The 12,473-nt window shown below is 42.7% G+C and carries 14 protein-coding genes; 12 read left to right on the top strand and 2 right to left on the bottom strand.

The window, feature by feature from the left end; all coding sequences use genetic code 11:
- Window positions 1–190 precede the first annotated feature (190 nt).
- The 9 genes from ABIB39_RS11015 to ABIB39_RS11055 all read left to right on the top strand — a co-directional run bounded on the left by ABIB39_RS11015 (window position 191) and on the right by ABIB39_RS11055 (window position 7,592).
- Complete coding sequence (locus tag ABIB39_RS11015; RefSeq protein WP_354429903.1) at window positions 191–1,009, top strand: SDR family oxidoreductase; 819 nt, start codon at window positions 191–193, stop codon at window positions 1,007–1,009.
- A gap of 18 nt (window positions 1,010–1,027) precedes the next feature.
- On the top strand, window positions 1,028–1,498 hold the full coding sequence (locus ABIB39_RS11020) for a 3-hydroxyacyl-ACP dehydratase FabZ family protein (protein ID WP_354429905.1): 471 nt from the start codon (window positions 1,028–1,030) through the stop codon (window positions 1,496–1,498).
- Window positions 1,495–2,766, top strand: a complete 1,272-nt coding sequence (locus ABIB39_RS11025; RefSeq protein WP_354429907.1) for a beta-ketoacyl-[acyl-carrier-protein] synthase family protein — start codon at window positions 1,495–1,497, stop codon at window positions 2,764–2,766. The genes ABIB39_RS11020 and ABIB39_RS11025 overlap by 4 nt, the downstream gene beginning before the upstream one ends.
- Window positions 2,767–2,768: 2 nt before the next feature.
- Window positions 2,769–3,026, top strand: coding sequence for an acyl carrier protein (locus ABIB39_RS11030; protein ID WP_354429909.1), 258 nt, complete (start codon window positions 2,769–2,771; stop codon window positions 3,024–3,026).
- Window positions 3,023–3,673 (top strand): 4'-phosphopantetheinyl transferase family protein, encoded by a 651-nt coding sequence (locus ABIB39_RS11035; RefSeq protein WP_354429910.1) that lies wholly within the window; start codon window positions 3,023–3,025, stop codon window positions 3,671–3,673. Before ABIB39_RS11030 ends, ABIB39_RS11035 begins: the two co-directional genes overlap by 4 nt.
- A 1,297-nt stretch (window positions 3,674–4,970) precedes the next feature.
- Entirely contained in the window at window positions 4,971–6,518 is a 1,548-nt protein-coding gene (locus ABIB39_RS11040; protein ID WP_354429912.1) for an FAD-dependent oxidoreductase, read from the top strand.
- Window positions 6,519–6,555: 37 nt separating this feature from the next.
- Window positions 6,556–6,687: a DUF3606 domain-containing protein gene (locus ABIB39_RS11045; protein WP_354430123.1), complete on the top strand. Its 132-nt coding sequence runs from the start codon at window positions 6,556–6,558 to the stop codon at window positions 6,685–6,687.
- A gap of 33 nt (window positions 6,688–6,720) precedes the next feature.
- On the top strand, window positions 6,721–7,170 hold the full coding sequence (locus ABIB39_RS11050; RefSeq protein WP_354429914.1) for a hypothetical protein: 450 nt from the start codon (window positions 6,721–6,723) through the stop codon (window positions 7,168–7,170).
- Window positions 7,167–7,592 carry a DUF1810 domain-containing protein gene (locus ABIB39_RS11055; protein WP_354429916.1) on the top strand — a complete coding sequence of 142 codons (426 nt, stop codon included), beginning with the start codon at window positions 7,167–7,169 and terminating at the stop codon, window positions 7,590–7,592. Before ABIB39_RS11050 ends, ABIB39_RS11055 begins: the two co-directional genes overlap by 4 nt.
- A gap of 438 nt (window positions 7,593–8,030) precedes the next feature.
- Here the strand turns inward: ABIB39_RS11055 and ABIB39_RS11060 are convergent, their stop codons facing one another.
- Both ABIB39_RS11060 and ABIB39_RS11065 read right to left on the bottom strand, forming a co-directional pair.
- The gene (locus tag ABIB39_RS11060) at window positions 8,031–8,171 is read right to left on the bottom strand and encodes a hypothetical protein (RefSeq protein ID WP_354429918.1); all 141 of its coding nucleotides are present in this window, start codon (window positions 8,169–8,171) and stop codon (window positions 8,031–8,033) included.
- A gap of 79 nt (window positions 8,172–8,250) precedes the next feature.
- Window positions 8,251–9,270 carry a hypothetical protein gene (locus ABIB39_RS11065; protein WP_354429920.1) on the bottom strand — a complete coding sequence of 340 codons (1,020 nt, stop codon included), beginning with the start codon at window positions 9,268–9,270 and terminating at the stop codon, window positions 8,251–8,253.
- Window positions 9,271–9,396: 126 nt separating this feature from the next.
- Here ABIB39_RS11065 and ABIB39_RS11070 point away from each other — a divergent pair, with 126 nt between their 5' ends.
- From ABIB39_RS11070 to ABIB39_RS11080, 3 genes are read left to right on the top strand one after another with little or no spacing between them, the layout of a single operon-like run.
- A complete protein-coding gene (locus tag ABIB39_RS11070) occupies window positions 9,397–11,631 on the top strand; it encodes a heavy metal translocating P-type ATPase (RefSeq protein WP_354429921.1) in 2,235 nt (744 codons plus the stop codon).
- Between the two features lie 17 nt (window positions 11,632–11,648).
- Window positions 11,649–11,861 (top strand): heavy-metal-associated domain-containing protein, encoded by a 213-nt coding sequence (locus ABIB39_RS11075; protein WP_354429923.1) that lies wholly within the window; start codon window positions 11,649–11,651, stop codon window positions 11,859–11,861.
- 23 nt (window positions 11,862–11,884) lie between these two features.
- Complete coding sequence (locus ABIB39_RS11080; protein ID WP_354429924.1) at window positions 11,885–12,448, top strand: helix-turn-helix domain-containing protein; 564 nt, start codon at window positions 11,885–11,887, stop codon at window positions 12,446–12,448.
- Window positions 12,449–12,473: the final 25 nt, after the last annotated feature.

Raw genomic sequence — 12,473 nt, forward strand, 5'->3', positions numbered from 1 at the left:
TAATGGTTGCCAGCTAATAACCGCAATGCCGTGTTTTTGTTGTGTGGACCGCCGATAAAAAAGTAAGATGATTTTTATTGGCTGTAGATTTCGGATCTTTTGTTATCTTAACACCGAATATCTTAACGCCAATGGTAGCGATAAACTGAGTAGCTAAAACAATTGGTGATAAAAAGCATTAAATAATTACGTGTACGATAAAAGGAAATTTAGTGATTCCTGGGCAGTCATCCTGGGCGGATCAAGCGGTTTTGGGTTGGCAACCGTTGAAAAACTAGCAGAATATGGTATGAATAGCGTGGTAGCGTACCGCGAAACGGCTATGCAAGAACGCATTCTGAGACTCAGAATGGCGGCGCTGGCCGAGAAACAAAACGTTTCAATTGAATTATTTAACGTCAACGCCTTGGATACGGTAGGCCGGCAGGCGCTTATCCAAAAATTAACAGAAGATAAGCAAAAGAAAGGCGCGGTGAGGCTATTACTTCATTCGATAGCCAGGGGAAACCTAAAACCGTTGATGCCGCAAACGGGTATGAATGTTGAATCTATTGAAACGCTGTCAGTTGAAGATATAACATACACTTCATACGCAATGTCTACAAGTTTGCTCGATTGGGCAAGAGAACTTTTAGCAGTCGGACTTTTCCAAAAAGACGGGCGTATTATTGGTTTAACCAGCGAAGGAGCCCATAAATATTGGGATGGCTATGCCGCGGTATCAATCGCTAAATCATCACTGGAAAGCTTAAGCACTTATATGGCAATAGAGTTGGGGCGGTTTGGCCTTAAAACTAATTTGATTCAAGCGGGAATAACAGAAACGCCCTCGCTTAATAAGATACCCGGAAGCGAAAAACTGATACAGATAGCAAAAGAAAAAAACCCTTTGGGCCGTGTAACCAAAACCACAGATGTTGCCAATGTTATTTACCTGTTGTGTATGGATGAAGCGGGATGGATAAATGGTTCGGTGATTCACGTGGATGGGGGCGAACATTGCCGGTAATTTGTTAAAGTTTTTGAGATGTATAACAAAATCATAGCCTGTTTACCTTACAAGTCATCGTTCCTTTTTGTTGATAACGTTACGGCGTTGAGTGATAATGGCGTTACCGGAGACTATACTTTAAAACCCGATTCTTTTTTTTATGAAGACCATTTTATAGGAAACCCGGTAACACCGGGCGTGATTATCACCGAAATAATGGCGCAAATAGGATTAGTTGTATTGGCCACCTATTTAATGATAGATAATAAGATCAGTACAGATGTAGTAATGAGTGAAGATTCATTTCCGCTGCTAACTTCAACCGAGGTGTCTTTTTTTAAGATGGTATTGCCTGGCGAAAAAGTAACTGTAAGTTCTGCAAAGGAGTATTTTCGTTTCGGTAAATTGAAATGCAAAGTGGAAATGCATAATGAGCATGCAGAATTGGTGGCGAGGGGTGTATTTTCGGGCATCGTAAAAAATGCGCTAATAAAAAAACAAAAATGAGCAAGCGTGTAGTTATAACTGGTTTAGGTGTGATATCACCAAACGCAATGGATTTGCCCAGTTTTCTCCATGCGATCAAGAATGGTGTTTCGGGCATAAAATTTATGCCGCAATACGAAGAGCTAAGATTTAATTGCCAGGTAGCCGGCTCACCGGCATTCGAGTGGGACGATTTGAGAAACTATCTCACCGAAACGAGTTTGTATGGTTTGAAGGGTAAGGGCATAGCATTTGGAATAAAAGCGGCGCTTGACGCCTGGATGGATGCCGGTAATGAGATAGCCAGCCAAGAAACACTGTGGGAGACAGGGTGTGTTTTTGGCAGCAGTGTGGCTGATACTGATGTAATAAAAAACGCCATTACCCGGGTAGACGCTAAGGAGTCCAGGAAACTGGGGTCGAGAGTGGTAGAGCAGATTATGAACAGCGGTGTAACCGCTTACATATCTGGCAGGCTTGGATTAGGCAATAAGATCATAAGTAATTCGTCGGCCTGTGCCACAGGTACGCAGGCTATATTAATGGGATATGAGTATATCAAATACGGCATGGCCAAACGAATGGTGGTGGGTAGCAGCGAATACGTTGATGCTTACATATTTGGGGCATTTGATTCTATGCGGGTGTTATCCAGGAAATACAATGACGAACCTGCGAGGGCGTCAAGGCCGATGAGCCTCACAGCCGGTGGTTTTGTTCCCGGCTCAGGCGCTGGCGCTTTAGTATTAGAAGATCTTGATTTCGCACTTGCCCGTGGTGCACGTATTTATGGCGAAGTGCTCGGCGGAAGTAACAATTCGGGCGGCCAGCGTGGTGGTGGATCAATGACCGCGCCAGCTGCTACAGGCGTTATCAGGTGTATACAGGAGGCTATGAATAATGCCGGCATAAACGGACAGCAGGTGGACCTGGTAAGCGGACATTTAACCGCTACGATAGCAGATACCTTAGAGATACAAAACTGGGCGCTGGCTTTGGGCCGTACAGCCGATGATTTTCCGATGGTTAATTCATTAAAATCAATGATCGGCCATTGCCTTAGTGCTGCCGGCTCAATTGAGACCGTAGCCGCGGTTTTACAAATAGTTCATGGTTTTGTACATCCAAATATTAACCTGGAAGATGCTAACCCAGAAATTATAAATTTAATTGGTGCAAACAATTTGCCCACAAAAATCGTAAACAAAAAGATTAATATTGTTGCAAAAGCTAATTTTGGCTTTGGCGATATTAATACCTGTTTAATTATTTCCAGATACGACAAATAAATATGGATAGAACAACTATTTTAACTGAACTAAAAAAAGTGCTTGCGCCTTACACGGAAGATAAAACAATGCTTGAGGGGATCACCGAGGAAACAGATCTTATAAAAGATCTTAAAATAAACTCGGCTAACCTGGTTGATGTCATTATAGATGCAGAATCGCAATACAATATCGAAATTGATTTTGATTCCGCAGAAAAAATGTACCTGATAGGAAATTGCATAGATATAATATCTGATAAACTAAATAGACCTGCTTGATAAGCACCGGCAACGATATTGTAGCCCTTGATCTGATAGATATCAACCGAACCAAACAGGTTCGGTTTTATACACAAATACTTTCAAGCTCCGAACAAAGATTATATCAGCAGCTGGTGTGCCCGCAACTGAGTTTTGAACTTTACCTATGGCTGCTATGGTCAGCTAAAGAGTCCGCATTTAAGTATCTCAAAAGGTTGACTCCAGAATTAGCGTTCTCGCCAACGCAGATCATCATTCAGGACCTTAAATTTACAGATAGCCAAAAGAATGATGTAAATACAGGGCATTGGGAAAGCATAGATGGCGATGTGTTTTATAACGGTACAATTATGCACCTGTCAAACACTCTTTATTTTCGCTCAAAAATTTCTGCAAGTTGGATAGCTACCGTCGTCAATCATCACGAAAGTTTTAAAAATATTTATTGGGGCGTTAAATCGATTAGAGAAAACTCAGCAGAATCTCAATCAGTTGAGGCGCGTTTATTTTTGATAGACAAACTGCGCCCTTATTTTAATGATCTTCACATCAAAAAAAGCCCAATAGGATACCCTGTTATCTTCAATAATGGCAATGAGCTTAGTGTACCTGTGTCTATTGCGCATCATGGTAACTACGTAAGTTATTCTTTTGTATTGGATTAGGCTGATCAGATTAAGAGTGAAATTTATCGGAAGGCGTAGCCTCGACCCCTCCCGCAGGGTTCATAACAGCTGTATTAAATTCGCTTCTCGGGCGAGCCTTTTGAAAGTACAGGGAATTTGGCGCGCTGATGGTATTACTGATACTCTCCGGTACGTGCTGTAATCAAGATGTTCAATCGATGAACGGGTTGTATTACAGCAACTTATAAGGTTTGTGTTGACTTGGCGGTCTTTACATGCAACAGGTTACCAATAGGATGCGATTTAATGAACAATTCGGATAGGTCTTAAAACAAAAAACGCCTTAAATGATGCATTTAAGGCGTTTTGAAATTGTTTGATATACAATCAGCGGAGAGATAGGGAACAAAAATAGATTTACTATCTCCTATAAATCAATGCGTTATATATCTAAAATCTATGAAGGTAACCTAACAGGTCACCCGAAAAATGTTCAATTATCGCTAATGCTTATAATGTAGATATTAAAAAATCTTACTTACAACGAATATTTAATTTTCTTTAGATAATGAATGTTATTTAACACTTAAGGAAATGTTTCAGACATCACTTAAAGGTTTGCTAAAACGTTGCTTAATGAAAGTAGTTGCGGGTAGAAAATTTAGTTCTTACTACGCGTCCAATATTTCAACCACAGTAGCTTTTGCCAGCAATTTTGAACTCCTGGCAATCCTTAAACTTACCCTATCGGTTTGCTGCATTTTGTAAGGCTTGTCGTCCAGTCCCCGGCTAATTTCGACGGCTCTTAGTTTAGGCTGATTATTTAAAATTTTAAATTTTTGTAGATTGAGTTATGATTATGTTCAATATGTCACAAATGCGCCTTTTATTTATTAATGATTAATTTAATTAACTTCAACAATAAACAATATTTGAACAACCCTGTTCAATAAAAAAGGATGTTATGAATACAAAGCCAATTTCTTCTAAAGTGCACAGCCTTATTGATTATGCCCTGGTCGGCAATTTACTATCCGTTGCTTACTTGTTAGGGTGTAGTAAAAAGTAAGCAGTTATACACAGTCGAGGGCTTGGTGCTTTAGTGTATGTAGCGCTAATTAAACAACCTGCTGCCGGTAAACTGATTATTCTTTTACGGTGCATGATAAAATAGACCTTTTTAATGTATGACAATTTGTTTTGCAAACATTTTTAAAACCGTTTAAAAAAAGGAAAACAGGTACGGTTATTTAATACAGGTTTCACCATCGTTGCAGTACTTACATTACTGCTGACTGATTGGCATGGCCGAACAAAAATTAATTAATACTGTCAAATGAAAGCTAAAACACAAAAAGATACAACTTCGCCAAGAGATGGCAACAAATTAAGCCCTTGGCAAACAGGTATCCAACAAAAGCCTGCTGCTACTGTGTTATACGGCACCGATAAGTTTGATGTGCTCATTATTGGTGCAGGCATCACCGGGGTATCGGCCGGGTTACTTTTACAAAAAACCGGAAAAAAGGTACTCATAGTTGATGCACACACGCTGGGTTTTGGCACTACCGGCGGTACAAGCGCGCACATCAACACCTTTGCCGATACTACTTACAAAGAAGCGGAAAGCGCATTTGGAAAAGAGGGCGCCCAACTGTTTGCCGATGCGGTAAACGAGGGCTTTGCACTGATCAAAGACAATATTAATCGATACAAAATCAATTGTGATTTCGAGGACAAGCCCGGTTACCTGTATGCGGAAGATGAAGATCAGGCAAAGCAACTGGATGATATTTACCAGGGTGCAAACCAGGTTGGTGTAGCTGCAGCATATATACAAGAGGTACCTACGCCGTTTAATTATGTGAAAGCTTTGCTATTTGAGGGGCAGGCGCAATTTCATCCTTTAAAATATTTACAGGGGCTATTGGCTGAGTTTAAAAGTAGTGGTGGTAAGCTGCTTGAAAATAGCATGATTGACGAAATATTAAAGGATGGTGAGGTGTATATTGCTAAAGCCGGCAAACTTGATATTAAGGCCGCAAGCATCATTTATGCTACACATATCCCGCCTAAGATAACCTCGTTCAGCTTTAGGTGCGCACCTTATCGCAGTTACATTATTGCGGTTAAACTTAAAGGAAATGATTATCCTAAAGCTCTTATTTATGATATGCAAGAGCCTTACCATTATTTCCGTACGCATGAAATAGACGGACAGCCATTACTGTTGGTGGGTGGTAACGATCATAAAACCGGCCATGATGATCCTGAAACGGCTTTCGCCGACCTTGAGAAGTACACCCGCGAGCATTATTCTGTTTCTTCGGTAAAATACCACTGGTCAAGCCAATACTATGTACCGGTGGATGGTTTTCCATATATCGGCCAAATGCCTGGCGCGCCTGCCGGCACCTATTGCGCCACCGGGTATAATGGTAATGGGATGATGCTGGGCAGCATTGCCGCAAAGATCATCAGTGACCTGATATTAGGGATAGAAAGTAAATTCGAAAATGTGTTTAGCCCGTCGCGGATCAAACCTATTGACGGCTTTACAGAATTTGTAAAAGAGAACGCAGACGTTGCTTATCATTTTATTACAGATCGTTTTAAAATAAACGAAACAGACTCGCTGAAGCGGATGGCAAACGATACTGGTAAAGTAGTAGAAGTTGATGGCGAAAAAATAGCCGCCTACCGGGACGAAAAGGGGGTACTACATACCTTAAGCCCGGTTTGTACACACGCGGGGTGTATTGTTAACTGGAACCAAGAGGAAAAAAGTTGGGATTGCCCCTGCCATGGTGCAAGGTATAGTATTGTCGGAAAAGTACTGACCGGCCCGGCAGACCGCGATTTGCAGCAACTTAACCAGGACTAAATTAATTAATAAAAGTAAAGTTAGATATGGACGACAGATCAAAGCCGGAAGCCCGGATAGCAAATTCATTAATGTAAACGAAGATTACGAAGTGCAATACTGGACAAAAGAACTGGCTGTTAGCAAGCAAGAACCGGAAGTTGCGGTAAAACCGCCGGGACTACAGTAATTGCTATACCCTAACATCTTACAAATAAGTACCATGAGAATCATTAAAAACTTATTAGGAGGGCTGGCCGGCGCGGCAGCTCTTAACCTGCTTCACGAAACTGTGAAGCGGTTTGACCACGATGCACCCCGGGTTGAACTGGTAGGTGAAGAAGCGATAGTTAAAGGTATGGAAGCGATAGGTAAAGAGCCGCTATCCGGCGATGCACTGTATGCCGCAACATTAGCCGGCGATTTGTTAAGTAATACCTTTTATTACAGCCTGATAGGTGCCGGAAAGCAAAAGAACCTGCTTTTACGCGGTATAGTTTATGGTGCCTTTGCAGGGTTTGGCGCAATAAAACTTACCAAGCCCGTAGGCTTGAGTGATGCACCGATAACCCGTACAGATAAAACAAAGATATTAACCGTTGCTTACTACACTTTTGGCGGGTTAGTTACGGCATTAGTGATAAAAAGCATGTGCAAAATAAGCTTGTTATGACAGAGGATAAATTGAGCCGCTTTATTGACGCACAAGCGAAAGATTACCAAATTGCGCTAAGCGAAATAAGAAGTGGTAAAAAACGTAGCCATTGGATGTGGTATATTTTCCCCCAGGTGGCAGGATTGGGGATGACTGAAACCTCGCGTTATTATGCTATTAAGGATGTAAAAGAAGCAACCGACTACCTGGAGCACCCCAGGTTAGGGATTCGTTTGGTCGAAATATGTAATGCATTACTTGCGCTGCACATTAACGACCCCAATGCATTGTTTGGCAGCCCCGATGACCTGAAATTAAGATCGAGTATGACGCTGTTTGATGCGGTGCCGGCTACCTATCCCATATTTAGCCGTGTACTCGAAAAATTTTACAATGGCCAGCGCGATCCACGAACGCTGCAAATTTTAGGTATCGGTTAGTGCAGTTTGCAGTAAACAAAACCTGCTAAGTGATTTTTAGAAAATGAAAAGTATTCCCCGGATATAACAGAAATTATCCGCCAAGTCACAAGAACCTGGAAAGGGGGCAGATAAGCCGATAACTAAGAGCGAAGGGTTACTGTGGTACCCAAATTAGTCTTTTAGGTCGGCGATAAGCATCTCGGCAGTGGACTCAACTGTTTGATGAATAATATCCTCGCAAGTGCCTTTAAAAACTTTACGGAAGTTTAGTTTTTTACCCTGGTTAAATGCATATACAAAGATAGTTCCAACCGGTTTTTCGGCCGTTTCACTTATTGATCGTGATAGCCACTAAATGCTGTTTTAAGCACATACTTGCCTGTTGGAACATTGTCAAATTGAAATGCACCGTTACCTTTAGATATCGTGCGCTCACTAGGGAAGAATCTGCACTTTTTAAAAGGCGATACTGGCATATTCTACCGGCTGCTTACTTTGCCGGTCGGTGATCAACCCTTTGATCGCGCCAGTTTGCGCCATGAGCAGATTGGATAATGATATCAATAAAACAAAAAAAAGCACTTTAAGCATATTCATAGATAGTACAGATACGGACACCGCTAAGATATTGTAAGAGGAGTATATTATTACAAGCAGTACGCATCCTTTGAATACCTTACAAGGTTTTTAACTTCACTTGTTCCGCTTCTTCCCAAACCAACAGAAGTTTACTTTCAGGCAGGCCTATAGTTTTTAAATAACTGCCTCTACTTACATCGATCACTCTATTGGTTCCGACATATTTTATTTTAAGGTTACCGTTCTCGGAAAATGAAACCACGTTTTGGCCGCCTATTGAACTGATACTACAATCACGCCCTGTGCCTAATTCTAACTCATTGCTGCCCGGCTTAGCATAATAAACAGTGCCCTGTCTTTTCCAAATCGTCGAGATGGAATGATCGGTATTGAATGTCAAACCGCCGCCGTCCATTGGGCAGGCGTTGAGTTTCCACGTACCGGTCCCTAATTTTTGCGCGGCATCAAAAGTAATTCCCCGGTTTTCTGATCTGACGAGGTATAGATCTCTCGACCCCATCATCCAATTGCGGAACATGATCGCTACCCGGCTTCCGTCCACGGCGATGCTTGGACGGCAACATTCACATACATGGCCGTCCGGCGAGTGATAAGCCAACCTGTTACGGCTCCATTTATTTGGTTTCGGTGCTAAAGAGGAGAAGTAAATGTTATTTTTTTTACCAATACGGGTATCCAGCCATACCGCATAGAAGTGATCCTGCACATCCGAAGCTATATTCATTAATCCTTCCGGCGCAGACGCGCGCTGGTCGTTTAAAAAGCCCATCGCCTTCCAGCCTTGCCTTGTTCGATGGTTCAGTGTGAAATAATGAATATCCCCTTTTTTGTCGATAGCCGTTACCAGGCTATAAGATACTGAACTGGCCAATTGCGGTCCCCTGGCCATGCCCAGATGCATATCAGGCACGATACCGACTAAAATTGGCTTTGAAAAGGTTTTACCTACATCAGTAGAGGTTGTACAAAAGATACTGTCCGTTCGGCCATAGACCAACCTAAGCGTACCGGCTGCATCCTTAGCGACCTGCGGCTGGCGACCCTGAAAAGAAGTTTGTGCAGTAGCAGTGTTCCAACTGATAAAGCATAGTAGCAAAGCAAATAAGTTTTTCATAGGGTTTGATCATGTCAATAACAAGGTAAAATTATGTAAAAAACAAACGGAATGCTATAAAATTACCTGCGGGGGTATGGGTTAATTTTGTGTCGTTAGATAATAATCATGGAAACAACAAAATTACAGACACTGACTTTTCCCGTTACCGGCATGACTTGTGCCTCTTGCGCATCCAGCGTGGAATCCATGATCGGTAACCAAAAAGGCGTAGAAAAATCAGAAGTCAATTATGCCACACAATCGGTAAAGGTCGTCTTTAATCCTGAATTGGTACAGGCCATAAAATTGCAGCAAGCCGTTCAGTTAATCGGATATGACTTGATCATCGACGCGGTTAACGGAAAGGAAAAGCAGGAAGAAGCACAGCTGAAACAATATGATAAGCTAAAAAAGAATATTACCTGGGCAACAGTGTTAACAATTCCGGTGGTACTGATCGGTATGGTGTTTATGGATATTCCCTATGCCAATTACATCATGCTGGTATTAACAGCACCCGTGCTGTTCGTAGCCGGAAGAAGTTTTTTTACCGGAGCCTGGAAACAAGCCTCCCACGGAAAAGCCAATATGGATACGCTGGTAGCCATGAGTACCGGGATCGCCTTTTTATTCAGCGTTTTCAATACCGTCTATCCGGAATTCTGGCACCGGCAGGGCTTGCATCCCCATGTTTATTTCGAGGCGGCTTCCGTCGTGATCGTTTTTATCATGTTGGGCAAACTACTGGAAGAAAAGGCAAAATCCAATACTTCATCCGCGATAAAGAAGCTAATAGGCCTGCAACCAAAAACAGTGTTGCGCGTTACCAAGACGGGCGAAACAGAAACCGCCATTGAAGATGTGCAGGCCGGCGACCAATTGTTGGTTCGTCCCGGCGATAAGATCCCGGTTGATGGTGTAGTTTATCATGGCAACTCATTTGTCGACGAAAGCATGATCAGCGGCGAACCTGTTGCCGTGGAGAAGAAAGCCGGTGACCAGGTGTTTGCAGGTACCTTAAATCAAAAAGGTAGTTTTCGCTTTACGGCCGAAAAGGTGGGCAGCGGCACGATGCTGGCCCAGATCATGCAATTGGTGCAGGATGCGCAGGGTTCTAAAGCACCTGTACAAAAATTGGTTGATAAAATAGCCGGAATATTCGTACCTATAGTGATGTTGATCGCTTTGTTAAGTTTAGCAGCCTGGCTGCTATTTGGCGGTCAGCACGCGTTTACGCAAGGGTTACTGGCGATGGTAACGGTCCTGGTCATTGCTTGCCCCTGCGCATTAGGATTGGCAACACCCACGGCCATTATGGTGGGTATTGGTAAAGGTGCTGAAAATGGCATATTGATCAAAGATGCCCAAGGTCTGGAATCAGGTCATAAAGTAAATGCGGTAGTTTTGGATAAAACCGGAACGATCACTGAAGGTAAGCCTGTTGTTAATAAATGGGTTTGGTCTGACGCTGCTACCTTAAACCAAAACCTTTTACAATCGTATTTTTTATCTTTAGAACAACAATCGGAACATCCGTTGGCCGAAGCTATTGTTGCCTATTTAAAGCCGAACAGTTTAGCGGCAGTTACCGCCGACTCATTTAATAGCCTTACCGGCAGAGGTGTTGAAGCGCAATTTGAAGGCCGGGTCTATTTTGCCGGCAGCCATAAGCTGATCGAAGAAAAAGGAATAACGATCCCTCAAGAATTATCAGGCCCGATTACCAACTCGTTAAAAGAAGCAAACACCGTGATTTACTTTGCGGACGATGCGCAAGTACTGGCAATGGCCGCGATAGCCGATCAAATTAAACCGGGTTCAGTGGATGCGGTAAGACAATTAAAATTACAGGGCATCGAAGTCTATATGCTCACCGGGGACAATGCGCAGACCGCTGCGGCGATAGCAGCCCAGGCTGGTATTGAACATTTTCAGGCTGATACTTTGCCTTCGGCTAAAGCTGCTTTTGTAAAGCAATTACAGCAACAGGGCAAGGTTGTGGCTATGATCGGCGATGGGATCAACGATAGCCAGGCGTTAGCGCAGGCTGATGTTAGTATTGCGATGGGAAAGGGTTCGGACATAGCGATGGATGTAGCTAAGATCACTTTGGTATCATCCGATCTGCGGCAAGTACCTAAAGCATTAAGGCTCTCCAGGCTAACGGTTCGTACAATCAGGCAAAACCTGTTCTGGGCCTTTATTTATAATGTTATCGGCATACCTATCGCTGCAGGTCTGTTATACCCGATCAATGGCTTTTTACTCAACCCGATGATCGCCGGTGCCGCAATGGCGTTGAGTTCTGTATCGGTAGTCAGCAACAGCCTGAGGCTAAAATATTTAAAACTTAATCTTTAATTTAAAACTTAATCAAAATGGTAACTACAAAATTCAAAACCAATATTAAATGCGGTGGTTGCATCGCAGCTGTTACACCTGCATTAGACACCTTATCAGGTATCGCGAAATGGGAAGTTGATACTGTCAACCCGGATAAGATCCTCACTGTAGAATCGAACGAGGGACTAACACCCAACGAAGTTATTAGGGCTTTAAAATCCAAAGGCTATAATGCAGAAAAAATTTAGTCGTATTTTTGATTAAATAACACATGGTACTGCATATCAAAAATATGGTTTGTGACCGCTGCATCATGGTGGTCAGGCAGCAGCTGGAAAATATCGGGCTGAATGTAGGTGAGGTCAATTTAGGCAGTGCTGAAGTTCAGCCTGCTCCGGACAGTGAACAGCTGAATTTGATTTCATCTCAGCTTAAACTGTTGGGCTTTGAGTTGCTGGATAATGAAAAGGACCGCATGGTAGAACGGATCAAAAACCTGATCGTTGAAAAAGTGCACTATAGCGACCTGGCAGATGCCCACCTGAACTTTTCACAATACCTGTCGGATGGCTTGAAAAAGGATTACGCTTACCTCAGCAGGATGTTTTCTGATGCGGAAGATATAACCATCGAAAAATTTATCATTCAGCAAAAGATCGAAAAAGTAAAAGAGTTGCTGGAATATGGTGAGCTAAATCTGAATGAAATTACCTGGAAGATGGGATATAGCAGCAGCGCACATTTATCTGCGCAATTTAAAAGTGTAACCGGTTTAACGCCCAGCCAGTTCAAGTCGTCAGGACAGGGCCAGCGGGGGGCTATTGATAAAATTTAGCGGGTACGGCAAGCGTACCCGCTAA

Origin of the sequence: Mucilaginibacter sp. UYP27 (assembly GCF_040547175.1) — a bacterium.
Lineage (GTDB): Bacteria > Bacteroidota > Bacteroidia > Sphingobacteriales > Sphingobacteriaceae > Mucilaginibacter.